General features: G+C 63.3%; 17 protein-coding genes. 7 read left to right on the top strand and 10 right to left on the bottom strand.

Annotation, left to right across the window (positions count from 1 at the left end):
* The first annotated feature begins 249 nt into the window (after positions 1–249).
* Genes FEM01_RS09645 through FEM01_RS09635 form a run of 3 tightly spaced genes read left to right on the top strand, consistent with a single transcriptional unit; the run spans position 250 to position 3,224 of the window.
* On the top strand, positions 250–2,367 hold the full coding sequence (locus tag FEM01_RS09645; protein ID WP_138219210.1) for a putative bifunctional diguanylate cyclase/phosphodiesterase: 2,118 nt from the start codon (positions 250–252) through the stop codon (positions 2,365–2,367).
* Positions 2,368–2,406: 39 nt separating this feature from the next.
* Complete coding sequence (locus FEM01_RS09640) at positions 2,407–2,907, top strand: M48 metallopeptidase family protein (RefSeq protein WP_138219209.1); 501 nt, start codon at positions 2,407–2,409, stop codon at positions 2,905–2,907.
* A gap of 14 nt (positions 2,908–2,921) precedes the next feature.
* Positions 2,922–3,224 (top strand): winged helix-turn-helix domain-containing protein, encoded by a 303-nt coding sequence (locus FEM01_RS09635; protein ID WP_138219208.1) that lies wholly within the window; start codon positions 2,922–2,924, stop codon positions 3,222–3,224.
* A gap of 104 nt (positions 3,225–3,328) precedes the next feature.
* On the opposite strand, the gene FEM01_RS09630 is transcribed toward FEM01_RS09635, so the two are convergent.
* Complete coding sequence (locus FEM01_RS09630) at positions 3,329–3,781, bottom strand: GNAT family N-acetyltransferase (protein WP_138219207.1); 453 nt, start codon at positions 3,779–3,781, stop codon at positions 3,329–3,331.
* A 208-nt stretch (positions 3,782–3,989) separates the two neighbouring features.
* On the opposite strand from FEM01_RS09630, the gene FEM01_RS09625 reads away from it, so the two are divergent.
* Positions 3,990–4,727 (top strand): substrate-binding periplasmic protein, encoded by a 738-nt coding sequence (locus FEM01_RS09625; protein ID WP_138219206.1) that lies wholly within the window; start codon positions 3,990–3,992, stop codon positions 4,725–4,727.
* 57 nt (positions 4,728–4,784) lie between these two features.
* On the opposite strand, the gene yccS is transcribed toward FEM01_RS09625, so the two are convergent.
* The 8 genes from yccS to FEM01_RS09585 all read right to left on the bottom strand — a co-directional run bounded on the left by yccS (position 4,785) and on the right by FEM01_RS09585 (position 16,927).
* Complete coding sequence (gene yccS, locus FEM01_RS09620) at positions 4,785–6,968, bottom strand: YccS family putative transporter (RefSeq protein WP_138219205.1); 2,184 nt, start codon at positions 6,966–6,968, stop codon at positions 4,785–4,787.
* Positions 6,969–7,135: 167 nt separating this feature from the next.
* A complete protein-coding gene (locus FEM01_RS09615) occupies positions 7,136–8,317 on the bottom strand; it encodes an NAD(P)/FAD-dependent oxidoreductase (protein ID WP_138219204.1) in 1,182 nt (393 codons plus the stop codon).
* Between the two features lie 127 nt (positions 8,318–8,444).
* Positions 8,445–9,782, bottom strand: a complete 1,338-nt coding sequence (gene dbpA, locus FEM01_RS09610; protein ID WP_240791745.1) for an ATP-dependent RNA helicase DbpA — start codon at positions 9,780–9,782, stop codon at positions 8,445–8,447.
* 110 nt (positions 9,783–9,892) lie between these two features.
* Positions 9,893–11,320, bottom strand: a complete 1,428-nt coding sequence (gene mdtD / locus FEM01_RS09605; RefSeq protein ID WP_138219202.1) for a multidrug transporter subunit MdtD — start codon at positions 11,318–11,320, stop codon at positions 9,893–9,895.
* Positions 11,321–11,419: 99 nt separating this feature from the next.
* Positions 11,420–12,748, bottom strand: a complete 1,329-nt coding sequence (locus FEM01_RS09600; protein ID WP_138219201.1) for a TldD/PmbA family protein — start codon at positions 12,746–12,748, stop codon at positions 11,420–11,422.
* A complete protein-coding gene (locus tag FEM01_RS09595) occupies positions 12,748–14,190 on the bottom strand; it encodes a TldD/PmbA family protein (protein ID WP_138219200.1) in 1,443 nt (480 codons plus the stop codon). The genes FEM01_RS09600 and FEM01_RS09595 overlap by 1 nt, the downstream gene beginning before the upstream one ends.
* Before the next feature lie 30 nt (positions 14,191–14,220).
* Positions 14,221–16,017: an acyl-CoA dehydrogenase gene (locus FEM01_RS09590; RefSeq protein WP_138219199.1), complete on the bottom strand. Its 1,797-nt coding sequence runs from the start codon at positions 16,015–16,017 to the stop codon at positions 14,221–14,223.
* 100 nt (positions 16,018–16,117) lie between these two features.
* On the bottom strand, positions 16,118–16,927 hold the full coding sequence (locus tag FEM01_RS09585) for a DUF3800 domain-containing protein (protein WP_138219198.1): 810 nt from the start codon (positions 16,925–16,927) through the stop codon (positions 16,118–16,120).
* Positions 16,928–17,535: 608 nt separating this feature from the next.
* Between FEM01_RS09585 and FEM01_RS09580 the strand changes: the two genes are divergently transcribed.
* The 3 genes from FEM01_RS09580 to FEM01_RS09570 all read left to right on the top strand — a co-directional run bounded on the left by FEM01_RS09580 (position 17,536) and on the right by FEM01_RS09570 (position 18,877).
* Positions 17,536–17,778, top strand: coding sequence for a hypothetical protein (locus tag FEM01_RS09580; protein ID WP_138219197.1), 243 nt, complete (start codon positions 17,536–17,538; stop codon positions 17,776–17,778).
* A gap of 54 nt (positions 17,779–17,832) precedes the next feature.
* Entirely contained in the window at positions 17,833–18,093 is a 261-nt protein-coding gene (locus FEM01_RS09575) for a DUF3077 domain-containing protein (protein WP_138219196.1), read from the top strand.
* Between the two features lie 196 nt (positions 18,094–18,289).
* A complete protein-coding gene (locus FEM01_RS09570; RefSeq protein ID WP_138219195.1) occupies positions 18,290–18,877 on the top strand; it encodes a hypothetical protein in 588 nt (195 codons plus the stop codon).
* Positions 18,878–19,117: 240 nt separating this feature from the next.
* On the opposite strand, the gene putA is transcribed toward FEM01_RS09570, so the two are convergent.
* Positions 19,118–23,071, bottom strand: a complete 3,954-nt coding sequence (gene putA / locus FEM01_RS09565; protein WP_138219194.1) for a trifunctional transcriptional regulator/proline dehydrogenase/L-glutamate gamma-semialdehyde dehydrogenase — start codon at positions 23,069–23,071, stop codon at positions 19,118–19,120.
* Positions 23,072–23,149: the final 78 nt, after the last annotated feature.

The raw sequence follows: 23,149 nt of genomic DNA, 5'->3' as shown, positions 1-23,149 counted from the left end.
TTTTTTTAGGTTCGGGGGTGAACAACCTGTCGTCCACGTGAATCTATCGTTCACGCAAGCCGAACTGATGGGTTGTCATGTAGCGTATATTTGTGACGCAGTTGGCAAAAAAAAGCACATCGACCGTTAGTCGGCTACCATCAGATTCATGGCTGAACGCCATAAGTGTGCATTGCGTCTTGATGTGCGCTGTCTAGAGTAAATATCGGATCCAATCAAGGCCGTGGTCGTTCTAACAAGAGAAGCAACATGGATGTCGCTCATACGCAAACATCGGACAGCAGGTCGACGCTACTCGTCGTAGACGACTATCCGGAAAACCTCATCAGCATGCGCGCCTTGCTGTCACGCCAGGATTGGCAGGTGCTGACCGCAAGCTCCGGGATGGAAGCGCTGAGTACGTTGCTGGAGCATGAAGTGGACCTGGTGCTGCTCGATGTGCAGATGCCCGAGATGGATGGCTTCGAAGTCGCCCGCCTGATGCGCGGCAGCCAACGCACGCGGCTGACACCGATCATTTTCCTGACTGCCAACGAACAATCCGAAGCGGCTGTACTCAAGGGCTATGCCAGTGGTGCGGTGGATTACCTGTTCAAGCCGTTCGACCCGCAAATCCTCAAGCCCAAGGTACAAGCGTTGCTGGAGCAGCAGCACAGCCGGCGCATGCTGCAGCGCCTGACCCGTGAGCTTGAAGCGGCGCGAGCGTTCAATGCTTCGATCCTGGAGAACGCTGCCGAAGGCATTCTGGTGGTGGATGAGTCGGGTACTATCGGCTTTGCCAACCCGGCCATTTCCCGGTTGCTGGATACCCCGGTGAACACGCTGCAAGGTGCCCACGTGCTCGACCTGATCCAGTTGCCGTGCGCCAACCTGTGGTTTGACTCGGACTTCTACCAGGCCTACCTCGGCCGCGAGATTTTCCGTGTGCATGATGCCCAGTTGCGAACGTCATGTGGTCAACTGGTGCCGGTGGCGCTGTCCTGCGCGCCGCTGCCGGCCGAGCAGCGGGCGATGGTGGTGACCGTGCTGGACATGTCGGTGGTGCACAGCCTGCACCAACAGCTTGAGTATCAGGCGGTGACCGACCCACTGACGGGGCTGCTCAATCGCCGTGGCTTCTATCAGGCCGCGGAAAGTGCGCTGCTGCGCAACGAGCGTTCCGGGAAGGCCAAGGCCTTGATGTACATGGACCTGGACGGCTTCAAGCGGATCAACGACTTGCTCGGCCACGAGGCGGGCGACCAGGTGTTGCGCTGGGTTTCCGAGCAGCTCAAGGATTGCCTGGGCAGTGCGGCGTTGCTGGCACGCATGGGCGGCGACGAATTCACCGCATTGTTCGATGGGCTGCCTTACCCGGAGCAGGCGGGGCGCTTCGCCGAGCAGTTGCTCGAACGCATGTCAGGGTTCAAGGAGGTCGATGGCCTGGAAGTGAGCCTTGGGGTGAGCATCGGCATTGCCACCTATCCCGACTGTGGCGCCAACGTCGAAGGGTTGTTGCGGGCCTCGGACGTGGCGATGTATGCGGCCAAGCAGGCGGGGCGCCAGCAGTACCGATTCTATGACCAGGAACTCAACGGTCGCGCACGCTCGCGCTTGATGCTCGAGGACAGCGTGCGCGCGGCCATCGAGCAGAACGACTTCACCCTTGTCTACCAACCCCAGGTGGCCTTCGCCGACGGCCGTGTGCGTGGCTTCGAAGCGTTGCTGCGCTGGAAGCACCCAAGCGTTGGCGACGTGCCGCCGGGGCTGTTCATTCCACTGCTCGAAGAGGCCCGGCTGATCAACCAGCTGGCCAGCTGGATCTACCGTAAAGGCGCCGACCAGCGCTGCGCGTGGCATGAGCGCTTCGGCGAGGGGGTGGTGCTGGGGATCAGCCTGGGGCGCGCGCAGTTTGCCATGCCGGGGCTGGCCGACGAACTGGCACGGGTGATCGGTGAATACGGCCTGCAGGGTTGCCAGCTGGAAGTGGAGGTGGCCGAAACCTCGCTGATGTACAACATCGATGCAGCGGTCAAGCAGATCAACCGCCTGCGCGAGCTGGGCATTCGTGTGGCGCTGGACGACTTTGGCGCCGGTGACTGCTCGCTGCGCATGCTACGCGACCTGCCCATCGACACCCTCAAGCTCGACCGCCATCTGGTGGCGCGCCTGCCGGATTCGGTGCAGGACATCGCCCTGGCGCGCAGCGTCATCGATTTGTGTGCCGCATACGGCATCACGGTGATCGCCGAAGGCGTCGAAACCCAGGCCCAGGCCGACTGGCTCAAGGCGGCGGGGTGTGCCTACGTGCAAGGCTTCCTGGTGGCGCGGCCAATGACTGCCAGCGATGCCAGCGATTTTCCGGTGGTTTTCCCCTGGGGCACATGATTGGCTACACTCGGCGCTCCTTGTACCGATTTGCCTGCCATGACCGTACTTCGCTACCTGCAAGCCTACCCGCCGCACCTTCAGGAACAGGTCCGCCAGATGATCGCCAGTGGGCGCCTGGGTGATTACCTACAGCAACGCTACCCCGAACGCCACACGGTACAGAACGACAAGGCGTTGTACACCTATGCCCAGGACCTCAAGCAGGCCTTCCTGCGCAACGCCGCGCCGCTGGACAAGGTCATGTTCGACAACCGCCTGGACCTGACCCACCGTGCGCTTGGGCTGAACACCGCCGTGTCGCGGGTGCAGGGTGGCAAGCTCAAGGCCAAGAAGGAAATCCGCATCGCCTCGCTGTTCAAGGAGGCTGCGCCAGAGTTCCTGCGCATGATCGTGGTGCACGAACTGGCGCACCTGAAGGAGCGTGATCACAACAAGGCGTTTTACCAGCTCTGCGAGCACATGGAGCCGGACTACCATCAACTGGAATTCGACCTGCGCGTCTACCTGACCCTTCGGGAGCTGCCAGGCACCACCTGAGGCACACGCACCGCATGAGCACGCAAGTGAGCAAGACCCGCAGCAGTTTCTATCGGCGCCTGTATGTCGCCTGGCTGATCGACAGCCAGACCGCGACCAGCGTGCCTGCCTTGATGGAAGCCACTGGCATGCCTCGGCGCACGGCGCAGGACACCATCGCCGCCCTGGCCGACCTGGACATTGCCTGTGAGTTCGAGCAGCAGGCCGGCGCGCGCAACCATGCCGGGCACTACCGCATCCGCGACTGGGGGGCGATTGATAAGCAGTGGATCATCCAGCACCTGCGCACGATTCGCGATGTGCTGGGGTATCCCTGACGGCAGTAAGACGGTGATCCCTGTAGGCGCGGCCGGTCCGGCGCCCCGGCGAGGCCGCTCCTACAGCAAGCGTTTCAGTTGATGGGGCTGATGCAGGAGCACTTTCAAACCTTGCGCATGCCGATATGCGGAATATCGTCCTCCAGATACACCTCCCCGAATGCCACGAAGCCATGCCGGGCGTAATACCCCTGCAAATGTGCCTGTGCCGACAGGTACACCGGCGTTCCTGGCCAGCAATGCGTCGCGCATTCCAGCCCCTTGAGCAGCAATTCATGGCCCAGCCCGCCGCCGCGCGCGTGCTCTGCGGTCACCACGCGGCCGATCACCACATCGCCCTCGTGTGACTGAGGGTCGAGCAAGCGCAGGTAGGCCACCAGCTTGTCGCCCTGCCAGCCCATCAGGTGCAGGGTATCGCCGACCAAGTCCTGCCCATCGACTTCCTGATAGGCACAGCGCTGCTCAACCACGAAGACGTGCGTGCGCAGTTGCAGCAGCGCATACAGGTGCTCTTTGCTGAGGTCGGTATGGTGCTTGCAGATCCATTCGATGGACATGAAACGGGCTCCTGGGATGGCGCTGAATCATCGCAAATCCTGATGCCGGGTACGAGTACCGCTGCTGGTGCGGCATTCGGCCAAAATAGAGGCTAAATGACATTATTGTCCGCTGCCCAGCCGAGTCGGCTTGTGTAATCTGCAAGGCGGATTGGTAGTAAGGATCACCTTCTTCAGCGTCGGCCCTCCACTGCAAAGGGACTTGAGCATGCGGCCACTGCTTTGCGTTCTTGGCTTACTGAGCGTGTTGTATGCGGTGCCTGCCCTGGCGCAGGAGCGGTTGCGCCTGGTGGCCGACAACTGGCCACCGTTCAGCGACAGCGGCATGCCGGGTGGGGGGCTTGCCACCAGCCTGGTCACGACGGCGCTCAACCGCGCAGGTTTCACCACGGCATTCGAAGAGGTGCCCTGGGCTCGGGCCCTGATGGGCATTGGCGACGGGCGCTACGATGTGTTGGTCAACGCCTGGTACAACGACGAGCGCGAACGTATCGGCCAGTTCTCTGGCGCCTACCTCACCAACCGTATCCGCCTGCTGCAACAGCAGCACCAACGCTTCACCTATGAGCGCCTGGCTGACTTGTACCCCTACACCATCGCCGTGGTGCGCGACTATGCCTACTCGCCGGCCTTTGACCGCGACACGCGCTTGAACAAAGTGACGGTGCGCAACTTTTCCTCGGCCGTGCGGATGCTGGCGGCTGGCCGGGTCGATCTGGCGGTGGAGGATGAGTACGTTGCGCGCTACAACTTGCAGCGCGAACCGCCGTCGGTACGCGATGGCATCCGCTTCGTGGAGGCGCCGCTGGGGGAGAACAGCCTGCATATCCTGGTGAGCTTGCAGCATCCCGATCACCAGCAGATCGTTGCGCGCTTCGAGCAGGCCATCGCGGCGATGAAGGCCGATGGCAGCTACGCGCGTCTGATGCACCAATATGGATTTTGAACGCAGAGCCTAGGGCGCTGGGCTGGCTAACCGGCGTACAGCGCCCTGCCCGGCCGTTCAGCCCGGCTGCCCTTCCTTGATCAGATGCCCTGCGAGCGTGCGCAGCGGCCCCAGTTGTCGGCAGATCAGCGCTAACTGGGTCTGCACCAGCCGCTGATGCTCGTCCAGTTCGTCTGGCATCTGCTCCAGGGCATTGGCCAGGGCTTCTTCGGCATCGCTGTGGATCGCCACGGGCAGGCGTGCGCTCAGGCCGTTGGCGATTTCGTCGAGGCTGGCGGCCAGGGTCTGCCCGGCGCCGTCGATCAACTGCTCATGCACCTCGGTCGGTAATGCGGTGTCGCGGTGTGCACCCAGACCGGACAGGTAGCTGAGCAGGGTGTGCGACAGGACCAGGAAGCGGAAGCCCACGTCGGCTTCCTTGCGAAAGTGTCCAGGCTCCATGAGCATGTTGGCCAAGGTGGTGGATAACGCCGCGTCGGCGTTGTGGGCATTACGCCGGGCCAGCCGGTAGGCGAGATCGTCGCGTTTGCCATGCGCATACTGCTGCATGATCTGGCGCAGGTACTGGCTGGCGCAGGCCAGCGTGTTGCCCAGCACTTTGTTTAGGCGTCGGCCCTGCCAGTCGGGCAGGAACAGGAACACGGCCAGGATGGCGATCAGGCTGCCCACCAAGGTATCGAACAGACGCGGCAGGAACAACCCATAGCCATCGCCGATCTGGTTGAAGCAGAACAGCACCATCAGGGTGATCGCTGCCGTGGCCAGGGTGTAGCGGGTGGTGCGGTTGACGAAGAACACCACCCCGGCCACCACGGCAAAGGTCGATTGGATCAGCGGGTTGGGGAACAGGTCGAACAGCGCCCAGCCCACCGTCAGGCCCATGGCCGTGCCGGCCACGCGCTGTACCAGTTTGCGCCGTGTTGCACCGTAGTTGGGCTGGCACACGAACAGTGTGGTGAGGATGATCCAGTAGCCCTGGGTCGGGTGGATCAGGTGCACCATGCCATAGCCCACCAGCAGCGCCAGCGAGAGGCGCAGCGCATGGCGAAACAGCAGCGAGGTTGGGGTGAACTGGGTGCGCAGGCGGGTCCAGACATCCTTGAGGGTGCGCGGCGAGCGGTCCAGCAAGCTGCTGTCGCTGGCGTCGGCCAGGCTGTCGGGGTTGCTGGCGGCGCTGAGGAGCCGGTCCAGCGTGGCCAGGTTGGCGGCCAGCGCTCGCAACGAGCGCAGCAGGCCACGCCAGGCCGGGTTGCTCTGGATGCGCAAGTGCTCCAGCGAGGCGTTGAGGTCCTCCAGGGCTTCGGGGTAGCCGCTGGCCAGGACGAACGGCTGGCGCAGGCGGATCGAGCGGGCCAGTTCCTGGCACGAGGCGCCCTGTTTGCGTAGCAGGCGCTGACAACGGAACATCACGTCGCTGTGGAAAAACGCCGCGGTCAGGGCGTTGTAGGGGTAGTGCGAGGCGCTGACCCGTTCGTGAATATCCTGCGCCAAGAAGTACAGCTTCAGGTAGCGGCTGACCTTTGAGTTGGGTTGGCTGTTGCCGACCCGGTGCAGGATGATTTCCTTGGCCGCGTTGAGTGCAGCGACCACCCGTCCATTCTGCTTGGCCAGCTCAAGGCGCGTGGCCTCGACGTCGAGGGTGCGCACCGGCTCGAACAGGCTGGCCTTGAGCTTGAGGTAGCTGCCCAGTTCGAAGAACAGCTTGGCTAGGCTTTGTTGCACCGGTTGGTTGGAAAACAGCGCCTGCCAGAGTACCGACAACAGGCCGTACCAGCCTGCACCGGCTACCAGCAGCAGGGGCTCGTGCCAGAAATCGGTCACTTCGCCGCCGCGCTGGTCCACGCCGATCATGGTGTACACCGAGAGAATCAGCGTGGCTGAGGCAATCGCCCCGTAGCGCTCGCCCAGCGCGCCGAGCATGGTCAGGCCAAAGGCGGCCAGTGCCAGCGACGCGGCGAAAATCCAGGGGTAGGGGAACAGCAGCTCCACCGACAGCGCGGCGATGGCGAAACAGGTCAGGGTCACGGCCAGTGCGCTGAGGCGGCCTTGCCAGCCGTCGTCGGTCTCGGCCAGCGCGCTGGCGATGATGCCGAGGAACAGCGGAATGAGCAGGCTCATCTCGTTCTGGTACCAGCACCAGGCCATGCTGCCGGTCAGGGCGATGGTCACCCGGATGGCATAGCTGAACTTGTCTTGACCCCACAGGCGACGCAATGAATGGCGAAACGAGCTGGATGACATGATGGCCCTGGGCAGTGAGCGGATGAATACCTGATGAGGCCCTTTCGTGGCACCAGGCCGCTCCACATGAGATTGCGTACCTCTGTAGGAGCGGCCTGGTGCCGCGAAGCATGGCGCTCCAGCACAGACCAGCAAGAAGCGTTCCGTGCTGCTGAATGGATTCTACTCTACACGAACTGCGCTGCGGCGTTGGCCGAAGCCCAGGCCCACTGGAAGTTGAAACCGCCCAGGTGCCCGCTCACATCCAGTACCTCGCCGATGAAGTACAGCCCAGGGCTCTTCAACGACTCCATGGTCTTGGACGACACCTCGCGGGTGTCCACGCCGCCCAAGGTGACCTCGGCGGTGCGGTAGCCCTCGGTGCCCGCCGGCACCACCTGCCAGGCCGCCAGTTTTTCGGCGACCTCGGCCAGTTCTGCCGGTGTGTATTGCTTCAGCGGCTTGGACACGAACCATTGTTCGGCGAGCAGGTTCGCGAGCTTGCGGGTGAACACTTCACCGAGCACGGTCTTGAGTTCGCTGTTGGGGCGCTCGAGCTGCTGGCCTTGCAGCCATTGCAGCGCGTCGCGATCCGGCAGCAGGTTGATCTCGACGCTGTCGCCAGCCTCCCAGAACGACGAAACCTGCAGGATTGCCGGGCCGCTCAGGCCACGGTGAGTGAACAGCAGGTTCTCGCGGAAGCTCACCCCGTTGCAGCTGGCCACGCAGTCCAGCGAGGTGCCCGACAACTCTGTGCACAGTGCCTTGAGTTGGGGCTCGGTGATGGTGAACGGCACCAGCCCGGCGCGTGTCGGCAGCAGTTCGTGGCCGAACTGGCGAGCCACTTGGTAACCGAAGCCGGTGGCGCCCAAGGTTGGGATCGACAGCCCACCGGTGGCGATCACCAGCGACTGGCAGGCGAATGGCCCGGCACTGGTGTGCAGAGTGTAGCCTGCGTCGGTCTTGGCGATCTGCTCGATGCTGGTGTTCATACGCAGCTCGGCACCGGCTGTGTCGCACTCGGCCAGGAGCATGTCGAGGATGTCGCTGGACTTGTTGTCGCAGAACAGCTGGCCGAGTTTCTTCTCGTGGTACGGCACGCCATGCTTGCACACCAGCTCGATGAAGTCCCATTGGGTGTAGCGAGCCAACGCCGACTTGCAGAAGTGTGGGTTGTGCGAGAGGAAGTTGGCAGGCTCGGTGTACAGGTTGGTGAAATTGCAGCGCCCGCCGCCGGACATGAGGATCTTCTTGCCCGGTTTGTTGGCGTGGTCGAGCACCAGCACCCGGCGCCCACGTTGGGCGGCGAGCTGGGCGCACATCAGGCCGGCGGCGCCGGCGCCGAGAATGATCACGTCGGTGGAGTGCACGGTGTAAACCTGTCTGGAATGGATATGGGAACGCCAAACCTGTGGGAGCGGGTTTACCCGCGAATGCGATGGTGCATCCACTACCGCTTTCGTGGGTAAACCCGCTCCCACAGGGAACTTGCTGACTTCAAATGATACGGACTTTAAGGGCGCGGCCCTTGATCTTGCCGCTGTTGAGCCGCTGCATGGCCTGCTTGGCCAGCGCCCGCTCCACGGCCACGAAGGCCACGAAATCGAAGATGGCGATCTTGCCCACCTGTTTGCCCGGAATGCCCGCATCGCCGGTCAGCGCCCCCAGGATATCGCCTGGGCGCAGCTTGTCCTTGCGGCCTGCGCCGATGCATAGGGTGGTCATGCTTGGCAGCAGCGGCTCGCCGCCCTTGTGCTTGAGATTGTCCAGCTGTTCCCAGCGCAGCGGCGTGTTTTGCAGGTCTTCGATGGCCTGGGCGCGGTGGCCTTCGGCCGGGGCCACCAGGCTGATCGCCACGCCTTTCTCGCCGGCACGCCCGGTGCGGCCGACCCGGTGTACGTGGATTTCGGCGTCACGCGCCAGCTCGACGTTGATCACCAGGTCCAGGCCGTCGATGTCCAGGCCACGGGCGGCCACGTCGGTGGCCACCAGCACCGAGCTGCTGCGGTTGGCGAACATCGTCAGCACCTGGTCACGGTCGCGTTGTTCCAGGTCGCCGTGCAGCGCCTGGGCGACGATGCCTTTGGCGGTGAGGTGGGCGACCACGTCCTCGCACTGCTGCTTGGTGAAGCAGAACGCCACGCAGGATTGCGGGCGGTAGTGGCCGAGCACGCGGGTCACTGCTTCCAGGCGCTGTTGCGGGTCGATCTCGATGAAGCGCTGCTCGATCTGGCTGTCACTGTGCAGCGCCTCGACCTTGACCTGCTGCGGCTGGCGCATGAAGTCCTTGGCCAGTTGCTCGATGCCGGCCGGGTAGGTGGCCGAGAACAGCAGGGTCTGGCGGCGCGACGGGGTCTTGCCGATGATGCTGGCGATGGCATCGAAGAAGCCCATGTCGAGCATGCGGTCGGCTTCGTCGAGCACCAGGGTGTTGAGGCCGCTGAGCGACAGGGTGCCTTTGTCCAGGTGCTGCTGGATGCGTCCTGGGGTGCCGACGATGATGTGCGCACCGTGCTCCAGCGAGGCGATCTGCGGGCCCAGCGACACGCCGCCACAGAGGGTGAGGATCTTGATGTTGTCCTCGGCCCGGGCCAGGCGGCGCAGCTCCTTGGCGACCTGGTCGGCCAACTCGCGGGTCGGGCACAGCACCAGCGCCTGGCAGCCGAAGTAGCGAGGATTGATCGGGTTGAGCAGGCCAATGCCGAAGGCGGCGGTCTTGCCGCTGCCGGTCTTGGCCTGGGCGATCAGGTCCTGCCCCTTGAGAATGACCGGCAGGCTCTGCGCCTGGATCGGCGTCATCGAGGTGTAGCCCAGCGCATCCAGGTTGGCCAGCATGGCGGTGGACAGCGGGAGGGTGGCAAAGGCGGTGGTTTCAACGGTCACGGGGCGGGCCTGCTGCGAAGCGAAAAATGCCGCACAGTCTACCAGCCTCGTGGCCATTCGCCCTACGACTCGACGTGTTCTTCCGGACGACGGGCACGCCTTCCGTCCGTCGGCGAAAGTTGCAGGAAGATCGCTGCCGCCAGCATGGCCATCACCCCGATAGTCACGAAGGTCAGTTGGAACGCCCCCAGCGTGGTCTCTACCCCATCGGCATTGCCCGCCGCCGTGAAGCCACCCAGTAGTGCACCCGCGCAGGCCACGCCCAGGCTCAGCGACAACTGCGCGACCACCGACAGCAGGCTGTTGCCGCTGCTGGCGCTGGCGTCGTCCAGGTCGATCAGGGTGACCGTGTTCATCGCTGTGAACTGCATCGAGTTCACCGCACCCAGCAACGCCAACTGCACCAGCAGCAGCGCATAGGGCGTCTGTTCGGTCACCAGCCCCAGGCTGGCCAGCAGTATGCCGAGCAGCAGGGTGTTGCCGGTGAGCACGATGCGGTAGCCCAGGCGCTCGATCAATGGCCGTGCCACCGATTTGGCGAGCATCGCCGCCGCGGCCAGCGGGATCATGCTCATGCCGGCCTGGGCAGGCGAGTAGCCCAGCGCCACTTGCAGCAGCAACGGCACCAGGAACGGCAGGGCACCGCTGCCGAGCCTGGCGAACAGGTTGCCGAGAATGCCGATGGCGAAGGTCCGCACACGGAACAGCGAGGGTGAGAACAGCGGCTCGGGGTCGCGGCCTGCACGCAGCCAGTAGGCGGCCAGGCAGGCCATGCCGGCGAACAGCAGCAACATCACCCGCAGGTGTGGCAGGTGCAGCTCGCCCAGGCCCTCCATGGCGATGGTGATCAGCACCATCGCCGCGCCGAACAGCAGGAAGCCCGGGCCGTCGAAGCGCGTCCGCTCGGCGCCGCGCAGGTCGGGGATGAACTTCCACACCGCGTAGCAGCCCAGTGCGCCGACGGGCAGGTTGATCAGGAAGATCCAGTGCCAGCTCAGGATCTGCACCAGCCAGCCGCCCAACGTCGGGCCCAGCAGCGGGCCGAGCAGGCCGGGGATGGTGATGAAACTCATGATCCGCACCAGCTCCGTACGCGGGTAGGCGCGCAGCACTACCAGCCGCCCGACCGGCAGCATCAGCGCACCGCCCAGGCCTTGTACGATGCGGGCGAAGATCAGCATGCCCAGGCTGTTGGCCATGGCGCACAACAGCGAGCCGAAGCTGAACAGCAAGATTGCGCCAAAGAAGATGCGCTTGGTGCCGAAGCGGTCGGCGATCCAGCCCGAGGCTGGGATCAGCAAGGCCACGGTGAGCATGTAGGCAATGATCACCCCCTGCATGCGCAGTGGGTCTTCGGCCAGCGAGCGGGCCATGGCCGGCAGCGCGGTGTTGAGGATGGTGCCGTCCAGCGACTGCATGAAAAAAGCGATGGCCACCACCCAGGGCAGCCAGCGTGCGGTGATGGGGTCCAGGTTGGCGCGGTCGGGCATGGGTTACCTCAGGTTCTCGATTGTCCGGTGCCGGCCCCTTCAGGTTCATCAGCAACCCTGTGGAAGCGGGTTCGCCGGCGAAGGGGTCGGCCCTGCCATTCACAACGTCAGGGTCAGACCTTTGACCAGCGCTCCTGGCAGATGACTCGACCCGGTACTGCGCTGGCCGTAGGTGCTGGTGGACAGGATCATCTCGCGCTCGCAGGTCAGTGCTTCCAGCTGGTTGCCCAGCAGGTGATAGAGGCTGTCGTCGAAGCGCATGGTGCTTACCGGGCCCTGGATCTGGCCGTTCTCCACCCAGAACGTGGCGAAGCGGGTCAGGCCGGTCATGCGCGCGGCGGGCAGGTCTGAGTAGTTCAGGTACCACAGGTTGCTGATGTACAGGCCGGTGCCCAGGCGCTGCAAGACCTCTTCGTTCGGCAGGCTACCGGCTGCCAGGCTCAGGGCGCAGGGCGACTCGTAGCTGTCCGCGCCATTGGCGGTAAGGCCGAACTCGGCAGCGCTGCGGGCGCTGACCAGGCGTTGCTGCGCCTGGCCTTCGGCAATCAGGCAAAGGTCCTGGCGCGGCGAGCCCTCGTCGGAAAACGCCGGGCTCAGTGAGCCGCTGACCTGCTCGCTGAGCGTCACCTGCGGGCTGAGCCGGGCGTCACCGTTGTACAGGCGTTGCAGCGGGCTGTTGCCGGTAGCCAGGTCCTGGGCTGAGAAACCGCCCCAGCAGAGCATGCCGGTGATTTCGTCCATGGCCGCAGGTGCCAGGTAGGCCCGGTAGCTGCCAGGCTTGAGGGTGATGGCCGGGCGGCCCAGGTGCTGCAGTTGTTCGCGGGCCTGGCGCAGGCGTGCGGCGAAGGCTTCGCTGCTCCAGGTCTGGCCGGCGTAGTTGGCCTTGACCGCTTGGCCGTCGGCGTGGAACAGGCTCCAATCGAAATTGAAGCTGTTGGCCTGGTGCCAGCCGAACGCCCCGAACGAGCTGGCGAAGCCTCGACAGATGGGGCCAGCGGCGTAGATGCCGACCAAGTCTAGGTCGCCTGCCTCGCGCTCGACCAGCGCCAGCACTTCGTCCAGCTCGGGCAACGGCTGCGCGTGCAGGCTGTGGCTGTGCCAGGGGCTTTCATCCAGGCTCAGGTACGGATCGAGTGGCAGCAGCGGTAGGGTCTGGCGCAGTTGTGCCAGGGCCTCGAACAGGCGCTGGCGGTCCAGTTCGGGATCATCGCCCAGGGTGAGCTGCTGTTCGGCCTGGCGCCCCTCATTGACCAGACGCAGTTGCACGCTGGCCTGGCTGACTTCTCCCGCCTGGCGCACCTTGGCATGGTTCAGGCGCACGAATTGTGACTGCTCGGCGCTGTAGCCGAGGGTGAACTGCTCGCCAGGTTGCAGTGCATCGCGCAGGGCGCCGAGCAGGTCTTCGAAGCGTTGCTGATAGATGCTCATCAGGCGTCCCCTCCAAATACGTCGATCTGGCGGAACACACAGGCCGGCGAGGCATGGCCGACCCGCACCACCTGGTTGGGTTCGCCCTTGCCGCAGTTGGGTGTGCCGAGTACCTGGAAGGTGCTGCGGTCGCCCACCGCCGACAGGTTGCGCCAGAAGTCGGCGGAAATGCCGCGGTAGTTGGGGTTTTTCACAACGCCCTTGAGCTCGCCGTTTTCGATCAGTTGGCCCCACTCGCAGCCAAACTGGAACTTGTTGCGCGCATCATCGATGGACCACGAGCGGTTGGTACGCATCAGAATGCCGTGCTCGATAGCGCCGATCAGTTGCGCCAGTGTTTGCTCGCCCGGCTCGATATTGAGGTTGGCCATGCGGTCGATGGGCGCACGGTTCCAGCCGCAGGCGCGGCTGTTGGCCACGCCATCGAGCCCCGAACGCCATTGCGACAGCGCACCGCCCAGCGGGCGTACCAGCAGCCCGTCGCGGATCAGGAATTGCTTAGTGGCCTGGGTGCCGTCGTCATCGAAACTGTAGCTGGCCAGCTCTTCGCCGATGCCGGGGTCGAAGGTCACGTTGAGCAGCGCCGAGCCATACTGCAGGTGGCCGAAGTCGGCAGTTTTGACGAAGCTGGTGCCGGCATAGTTGCGTTCATCACCGAGAATGCGGTCCATCTCCAGCGGGTGGCCGATGGACTCGTGGATTTGCAGCATCATCTGGTCGGGCATCAGCAGCAGGTCGCGCACGCCGCTCGGGGTGTTGGGCGCCAGCAGCAGTTGCAGGGCCTCGTCGGCGACCCGGCGTGCCGCGCCGACCAGGCCGCAGCGCTCGATCACTTCGAAACCACCCTGCTGGCCGAAATTGTCCCGGCCCAAGGTGCGGCTCTGGCTGTCCTGACCATCGCTTGCGGTCACGCCAAGGCCGGGGAACATGAAGCGCTGGGCGTGGCGCAGTTCGGCACCGACGGAGTTCAGGTAGGTCTGCTCGACCCGGGTGATCCCCAGGCTGGCCTGCCAGTCCACCAGACGCGCGTCCTTCGGCACGCTGGCCGATTCTGCGGCGAGCAGTTCGAGGCAGTCGGCAAGGCTCGGTAGTGCGCGGTCAAGGTTGGGCGAGAGGTGATCGTGGCGCTGGCTGGAGACTGACTGGCCGCTCAGGTCGAGCAGGCTGTGGCGCTTGATGCGCCGGGCCAAGGCTTCGGCTTGCTCCAGTGCATGCTGCAATCCGCTTTGCGACAGGTCGGCAGTGGCCGCGTAGGTCTCGACGCCGTCGACGCGCACGGTGAGCATGGCGCCTTCGTCCTGGCTGAAGTGCGGCGGTTCGGCGACGTTGCGCCGAACCGACAACGACTGGTGCGATTGCTTCACATGGCGAAGCGAGAACAGCTCGGCGGTGCTGCGCAGCGCGGCGAAGCGCTGGCGCAGTAGGCCGCTGGAATCGAACATGCGGGAACCTCCGGTACGCGGCGGCTCCCCCTAGAACCACCCCTCCTGCATGCCAAGGCACGTGTCGTCACGCGCTTCGAGCAATGCGAGGTCATTATGGCAGGGCGGTACTTCCCAGGTGAGGAAATAACGCGCGGCCTGCAACTTGCCCTGGTAGAAGTCGCGGTCATGCCCCTTGAGCAGGCCAAGCTCGGCGTGAATCGCCTGTTCCAACCAGCGCCAGCCGATTACGCAGTGGCCGAAGGCTTTCAAGTACAGCGCCGAGTTGGCCAGCGCGCTTGTGACCTTGCCCTGGGCCAGGTCGCCGAGCAGGGCGAGAGTCACCGTTTGCAGGCGATTGACCAGTTGCTCCAGTGGCTCGCGCAGCAAGTCGAGCGTCGGGTGGTGGCTGGCGCGCTCGCAGGTGACGGCGATCAGGCGGATCAGTTGCTTGAGCCCAGCGCCGTTGTTTTGCGCAAGCTTGCGCCCCAGCAGGTCGAGCGATTGGATGCCCTCGGTGCCTTCGTGGATCGGGTTCAGACGGTTGTCGCGGTAGTACTGCTCTACCGGGTATTCGCGGGTGTAGCCGTGGCCGCCGAGTATCTGGATCGCCAGTTCGTTGGCCTTCAGGCAATACGCCGAGGGCCAGGATTTTACGATTGGGGTCAGCAGGTCGAGCAACTGCTGGGCCTCGCTGCGCGCGGCGTCATCTGCCGCGGTGTGGGTGTCGTCGAACAGCCGGGCGGCGTACAGGCCCAGGTCGAAGGCACCTTCTACATAGGCCTTTTGCGCCAGCAGCATGCGCTTCACGTCGGTGTGCTCGATGATCGGCAGCGCCGGGCTTTGCGGGTCCTTGTTGTCCGGCAGGCGGCCTTGTGGGCGCTGGCGGGCGTACTCGAGCGAATACAGGTAGCCGGCGTAGCCGAGCATCACCGCGCCCATGCCCACGCCGATGCGCGCCTCGTTCATCATCTGGAACATGCAGGCCAGGCCCTGATGCGGCTGGCCCACCAGGTAGCCCACGCACTGGCCGTTGTCGCCGAAGTTCAGCGCGGTAGACGTGGTGCCACGCCAGCCCATCTTGTGGAACAGCCCGGCCAGCAGCACATCGTTGCGGGCTCCCAGGCTGCCGTCCGGGTTGACCAGGTACTTGGGCACGATGAACAGCGAGATGCCTTTGACCCCGGGTGGGGCGTCCGGCAGCTTGGCCAGGACCATGTGCACGATGTTCTGCGACAGCTGGTGATCACCACCGGAGATGAAGATCTTGTTGCCCTTGAGCCGGTAGCTGCCATCGCCTGCCGGTTGCGCGCGGGTGCGGATGTCGGCGAGCGAGGAGCCGGCATGGGGCTCGGTCAGTGCCATGGTGCCGAAGTAGCGGCCTTCGATCATCGGTTGCAGGAACAGGCGTTTCTGGTCGTCGGTGCCGAAGCTTTCGATCAGGTTGGCCGCGCCCATGGTCAGGAACGGGTAGGCCGTGGTGCCGGCGTTAGCCGCCTGGAAGTGGGCGAAGCAGGCTTGCGACACCAGGCTGGGCAGCTGCATGCCGCCCACGTCAAAGTCGCGGTTGGCATTGAGAAAGCCCGCTTCGAGAAACGCCTCGACGGCCGGTTTCACTTCGGGGATCAACTCGGCGCGGCCGTCCACATAGCGCGGCTCGTGCTCGTCGCCCTTGCGGTTGTGCGGGGCGAAGTATTTCTCGGCGATGGTGCGCGCGGTGGTAAGCGCAGCGTCGAAGGTCTCGCGGCTGTGCTCGGCGAAGCGCGGGCGCTGGGTCAGGGCTTCGGCGTCGAGGACTTCGTATAGCTCGAAGGCGAGGTTGCGGGGGCTGAGCAGGGTCTCGGGCATGGTGGCGGTCCTGGGGCGGGGTGCCTCGAAGTCTAGCGAGCCGTAATACGCCTGAAGAGTTTCATCAGGTGCGTTGATGGTGACCAAGAACGCCTGGTAATCAGACCGAGTCGATACCTTCTGCGTTGGGGATTTTTCGCGTGCGGACTCCGCTTCGGCGCTGAGTCATTGCGAGTCGCTCGGCGAAGAGATCATGAAAGACTTTGTATGTCGGGCAGTCCGCAGGGCGGGTGCTGTAGTACGTCGTTTTACCGACCAAGCCGCAGATCCAGTCAGCGCATTGGATGGTTTGGTACAGATGGCTTTCCACTTGAATCGGAGGCTCGATCAACGTCATGCGCCGCTCTTCGCCAAACATCGAAAACGAGGCTTGCTTGACGAGTTCAAGGCGCATGCTATTGCCGTTTTCTTTCTTGTGGTTCATATCGTCCTGCTGATCGAGAACGATCATGAAGTGGCTTTTTCTTGTCACCATTTCATCGTTCAAGCGTTTGATCGCTTCACGTAGCACGATCTTGTAGAGCCCTTTGGCATTTGAGTTTTCAGGTGATTGATCTTTCTCAATGCCAACATAGAAGAAAAATCCGCCCAACTGACGGACCTTGCTGAAGATTCGGTTCACCGCGTCGATTTTGTGTCGTCGAGCGCGGCTTTGGCCGTTAAATTGGCTGGTCTTGAAGAAAGTGGAAGCTTTTTCCTCGAATGCGGCGGGGTGGGTGCCGGTTTTTTCAATCTTCGCACCCAGCACGTTCTTCTTCAGATTGAAGAAGAACGCGGAAAACTCGCGGACTTTTTCAGCAGGGAGAACCAAGCCAGCGAGGCCAAAGACCGGATGGGTATGAAAGGAGGGGTCTTCTTTTGAGACAAACGGGCCAATGTGACCAAACTCATCAAGGTAAGCGACGTACATGTCATATCTCCAGAAACACGAAAGCCCGACACACAAAGTATGCCGGGCCTCGGAGACGGAGCGACCTCGGTCGCGTCCTGAGCGGAATTATGCATCCTGAGGGGGCTGAGTCAAGTGTTCTTGGGAGGGAAGATGTTTCTGCTCTTTAGGCAGGCTGTCCTGCAAGATGCTTCCCAAAGGCGATGTCTCTCTGTATCGCAAGGCAGATAGGTCTCGGGGTGGATGTGTATGGTGGTGAGGGCCCTGCGCCCCTGATCGTGCCCGCCCGGAAACCGCTAGGCAGCTTGCGATTTAGGTGGATTTTTTAAGCTTTTCCCTATTGCTTGTAGTCCATTTCCCAAACATGCTCCCAACCCCTTTCAAGCCATTGCGGTGCTCTGGGTTGGCCTCTAGTCTCGGGCGGTCGTTGCGAAACAGCGACCGGCTTTGACAGGCCGATTATCAAGAGCTTGCTCAATGGCTTTGCCTCTATGGCGGCTGTGTGTGGGGCACTTCGTGTGCGCCGGGGTTTTGCTCTTGCTGACCGGTCTGTCAACCCACATGCAGCTGCCACCTTTTTGTTTGACAGCGAAAGGTGATGGTCCCAGTCGATCAGCAAGAGGTTCGTTATGCGCAAAATAATCCCCGACCCACCCCGCAATCCCCACTCCCTCGAAGACACCCTGGCCCAGGCCTCGGAGTACGCCCTGTGCGCCCTGACCGTGGCCCATCAGGCCGTATTGCTCAAACCCCGTTCACCGGCCAGCGTGCTGATGATGGCGTCGATGCATGAAGTCGAGTCGCTGCGAGCGTTGCTCGAATCGGCGTTGATCCAAGTGCAGATGGCGAGCGATGAGCAGGTGCTCCACTAGGCTCAGTGGCCTTATCGCGGGGCACGCATCTAAGTGATTCAGGGAGATCAAGCAATGAGCACCGAAGACAAGACCACCGTCGGCAAGACCTGCTTCTATCAGGGCGAAGGCCGCCCCCAACCGCTATTTCGCATAGAGCCCGGCATCCCGTGCCGGCACGCTCGAGAGCAGGCCTCGGAATTGATGGGCTACGTGCGCGACCTGACCCTCAGCGGCGTGATGGACGAAAACCCGCAACTGGTGTGGGCTTCGCACTACCTCAGCGGGTTGGCCAAAGCATTGATGGATGATGCGGAACTGGGCATGGGCCGGTAAACACTAGCAAGAACATCGCGGGGCAAGTCGCAGCCTGGGTTCAGGAGGCCCCGCCGATGACTGCTGGAGAATTCCTACCTAAGCAGTGCCATTCACCGACTTGTTTTTGATCGTTGTCATACGGTCGGTTCGGAAACGAGGGGGCTGATGTTCGTCGGCGATGGCGGTTAGATGACGGCTTGGAATTTGCCGTCCCATGGAAGCCCCATCAATGTCGAATGACCCTACCCATACGCAATACCGACCCCCGAGTTTTTTCATCGTGGCACCGAAGAAGCTGGCCGTGCTGACCTTCTTCACTTTTGGCTTGTACTGGTTCTTCTGCTTCCATCGCCACTGGGTCCATCAACGGCGCGCCAGGCGCGACAAGACGTGGCCGCTGATGCGTGCGTTATGGCAGATTTTGTATTTTTACCCACTGATGCGGCGCATCGAGCAAAGCCTTCGCTCAAGCGGCCAGCGCTGTCGCTGGTCTTCTTTGGGGCTGTTTATGCTCTACCTGTTTTCAGTGGTGCCTTTGTTGCTGCTTGATGAAAAAACCCTCGAATTGTTGCCCGTTATTACGATTTTATTGATTTTCAGCTCTTTAGCGTTGCTGACCTGGGTAGTTGTCTGGATTCAACGGGCTGTCAATCTGATCGAAGGCGATGAGGCGGGTAGCGGGAATGCGCGAATGTCGTGGGCCAATTGGCTATGGATGGCACCTGGCTTCGTATTTTGGGGGATTGGGACGTTGGCTCTAGTATTGACGTTGCTGCTTGAGCCTTTGATCGGATACAGGTGATCACAGGGTTTTGGTGGCTTCGCCGCTTCACAGAAAAAGAGTCGAGGCTTAAGCAAGCTTGTTAAGCCACCGGGGCCGCTGTGCGGCCCTTTCGCGGCGCGAGGCCGCTCCTACAAGGTCCGTGTGAGCCCTGTGAATGCCGGCTTGCACGGTCGTGTAGGAGCGGCCTCGTGCCGCGAAAGGGGCGCGCAGCGCCCCCGTTGGCTCAACTGACCTGCATCAAGCTTGAGCCCTTTAGCTTCAACCGATGGTCATCAAGCTGGCGTTACCACCAGCAGCCGCGGTATTCACGCTCACCGCGCGCTCGATCACCAGGCGCTCCAGGGCAATCTGGTGATCGCCGCTGGACAGCCCATTGACCCCGACGATCGCACCCGCCCGTTTGGCCACCTGCTCGCAGATGCCGCGCAACTGATCCGAGTCGCCGTGGTGGATCACTGCGTCGAATGCCACCTCATCCTTGTTCCAGTCAGCCACCAGGGTGATCTTGCCTTGCAGCTCCTTCGGCAGGCGGCTGCGCAGGCCCTTGGCAGGCTCGCCGTCCTGGAACACTGCCGAGCTGCCCACCGACAGCACCGCCGCGAACTGCGCCAGCAGGTCGGTTTCGTTGTCGGCCAGGCACAGCACGTGCTCACGTGGCAGGACGGTGTAGGTATTGCGCTCGCCGGTCGGGCCTGGCAATACGCGGGTGATGCCGCTTTGCGATTGTTCGGCGAACTGTTCGCACAAGATCGCCAGGTCGCCCAGCTGGTTGCTTTCGGCCCACGCCTTGAGCGCATTCAGCGGCTTGAGCTGCTGCTCACGCAGGGCGGTGTCAGCCTTGCTTTCGCCGTCGGTGCGCTGGAAGTGGCGGACGATGGCGTCGGCTGGACGGGTCGACAGCAGGCGATACAGGTACAGTGGGCCGCCTGCTTTCGGGCCGGTGCCCGACAGGCCTTCGCCGCCGAACGGCTGCACACCGACCACTGCGCCAACAATATTGCGGTTGACGTACATGTTGCCCGCGTTGACGTTGCCCACCACCTTGGCGATGGTCTCGTCGATGCGGGTGTGGACGCCCAGGGTCAGGCCGTAGCCCGACGCATTGATCTGTTCGATCAGCTGGTCCAGGTCCTTGCGGTTGTAACGTACTACGTGCAGCACCGGGCCGAAGATTTCGCGCTTGAGCTCGTCGAAGCTCTCCAGCTCGATCAGGGTCGGCATCACGAAGGTGCCGCGCTTGACCTCTTCACCCTCGGCGATGGCCACCTGGTAGACATTACGGCCTTTTTCGCGCATGCCCTGGATGTGCTTCTCGATGCCAGCCTTGGCTTCGGCGTCGATCACCGGGCCGATGTCGACCGACAGGCGCTCGGGGTTGCCCAGGCGGCTTTCGGCCATGGCGCCCTTGAGCATTTCGATCACACGATCGGCAGAGTCTTCCTGCAGGCACAGCACGCGCAGGGCCGAGCAACGCTGGCCGGCGCTGTCGAATGCCGAGGACACCACATCGATCACCACCTGTTCGGTCAGTGCCGAGGAGTCGACGATCATCGCGTTCTGGCCGCCAGTCTCGGCAATCAGTGGGATCGGGCGCCCCTGGTTGTCCAGGCGCCCGGCGATGTTGCGTTGCAGCAGGCGGGCGACTTCGGTGGAGCCGGTGAACATCACGCCTTTGACGCGTTCGTCACCCACCAGCCCTGCACCGACGGTCTCGCCCTGGCCTGGCAGCAGTTGCAGCACGCCTTCGGGGATCCCGGCTTCGAGCAGCAGGCGTACGGCTTGGGCCGCGACCAGTGGGGTCTGCTCGGCAGGCTTGGCCAACACCGGGTTGCCAGCGGCCAGCGCTGCGGCCACCTGGCCTGAGAAGATCGCCAGTGGGAAGTTCCAGGGGCTGATGCACACCACAGGGCCCAGTGGGCGGCAGTTGTCGTTGCGCAGGTCGTTGCGCGCCTGTACTGCGTAGTAGCGCAGGAAGTCCACGGCCTCGCGTACTTCGGCGATGGCATTGGCGTAGGTCTTGCCGGCCTCACGCACCAGCAACCCCATCAGCGGCTGGATTTCGGCCTCCATTAGGTCGGCGGCGCGTTCGAGAATGGCGGCGCGCTCGGCCGGTGGGGTGGCCTGCCAGATCGGTGCGGCGTTCAGCGCGCACTGGATGGCGTTGTCGACATCGGCAACGCTGGCTTCTTGTACATGGCCCACCACATCGCGGTGATCGGCCGGATTGAGGACCGGCTGGAGCGCTTGCTCGCTGGCGGCGCAGCCCAGCAACGGGGCGGCTTTCCAGTCGTTATGGGCGGTTGCCAGCAGGGCGCAGGACAGTGATGCCAAGCGGTGTTCGTTGGCCATATCGATGCCGGCCGAGTTGGCCCGCTCACGGCCATACAGCTCGCGCGGCATCGGGATGCGTGGGTGCGGCAAGCCGATGCCGCCTTCCTGGGTGGCCATGCGCTCGATGCTGACGACAGGGTCGGCGACCAGTTCCTGGATGGAGATCGAGTGGTCGGCGATGCGGTTGACGAACGAGGTGTTGGCGCCGTTTTCCAGCAGGCGGCGCACCAGGTAAGCCAGCAGGGTTTCGTGGGTGCCTACCGGCGCGTACACACGGCACGGGCGGTTCAGCTTGCCCTCGGCGACTTTACCCACCACCTGTTCGTACAGCGGCTCGCCCATGCCGTGCAGGCACTGGAACTCGTACTGGCCCGGATAATAGTTTTGCCCGGCGATGGTGTAGATGGCCGACAGGGTGTGGGCGTTGTGGGTGGCGAACTGCGGGTAGATGGCTTCAGGCACCGCCAGCAGCTTGCGGGCGCAGGCAATGTAGGAAACGTCGGTGTATACCTTGCGGGTGTACACCGGATAGCCCTCCAGGCCTTCGACCTGGGCGCGCTTGATCTCACTGTCCCAGTACGCGCCCTTGACCAGGCGGATCATCAGGCGGTGGCGGCTGCGCTTGGCCAGGTCGATGACGTAGTCGATCACGTACGGGCAGCGCTTCTGGTAGGCCTGGATGACGAAGCCGATGCCGTTCCAGCCAGCCAGCGACGGCTCGAAGCACAGGCGCTCGAGCAAATCGAGCGACAGTTCCAGGCGGTCGGCTTCTTCGGCGTCGATGTTCAGGCCGATGTCGTATTGCTTGGCCAGCAGGGTCAGCGACAGCAGGCGCGGGTACAGCTCGCTCATCACGCGCTCGTACTGGGCGCGGCTGTAGCGCGGGTGCAGGGCCGAGAGCTTGATCGAGATGCCTGGGCCTTCATAGATGCCGCGGCCATGCGAGGCCTTGCCGATCGAGTGGATCGCCTGCTCATAGGAGGCCAGGTACTTCTGCGCGTCGTGCTCGGTCAGTGCGGCTTCGCCGAGCATGTCGTAGCTGTAGCGGAAGCCCTTGGATTCGAACTTGCTGGCGTTGGCCAGGGCTTCTGCGATGGTTTCGCCGGTGACGAACTGCTCGCCCATCAGGCGCATGGCCATGTCGACGCCCTTGCGGATCATCGGTTCGCCGCTCTTGCCGATGATGCGCGTGAGCGAGGAGGTCAGGCCGGATTCGTTGTGGGTGCTGACCAGTTTGCCGGTCAGCAGCAGGCCCCAAGTGGCGGCGTTGACGAACAACGATGGGCTGTTGCCCAGGTGCGGTTGCCAGTTGCCGGTGCTGATCTTGTCGCGGATCAGCGCATCACGGGTGCCTTTGTCCGGGATACGCAGCAGGGCTTCGGCCAGGCACATCAGCGCTACGCCTTCTTGCGAGGACAGCGAGAACTCCTGCAGCAGGCCCTGGACGATACCGGCGCGGCCACCGGCGCTTTTTTGGTTGCGCAGCTTGTCGGCCAGCGACGCGGCCAGCTTGTTGGTGGCCTCGGCCTGGGCTGCTGGCAGGCGCGCCTGCTCCAGCAGCATCGGCACGACTTCCTGCTCGGGGCGGCGGTAGGCGGCGGTGATCGCTGCGCGCAGCACCGATTGCGGCAGGATGCTTTCGGCGAACTCCAGGAAGCACTGGTGGCTGTGATCGCCCGTCACTTCGCCGGCGTCATCGCCAAGGCCGGTCGCCTGGCCGTTGAGTTCGTGCAGGGTGGCGCCACCCTCGAGCTTCTCGAGATAGTTGAAGATCGCTTGCTTGATCAACCAGTGCGGCGTGCGGTCGATGGACTGCGCAGCGGCCTTGAGTCGCTCACGGGTAGGGTCGTCGAGTTTGACCCCAAGGGTGGTCGTCGCCATTTCTTATCCTCGTTATTGGCCACGGGCGTGGCCTAAGCTGAGGGCAAGATTAGCCTGTAGGACAATTCGGGTGCAACC

This window comes from Pseudomonas mosselii, from assembly GCF_005796105.1.
Taxonomy (GTDB): Bacteria; Pseudomonadota; Gammaproteobacteria; order Pseudomonadales; family Pseudomonadaceae; genus Aquipseudomonas; species Aquipseudomonas mosselii_C.
This window is presented reverse-complemented; position numbering and strand designations above follow the sequence as displayed.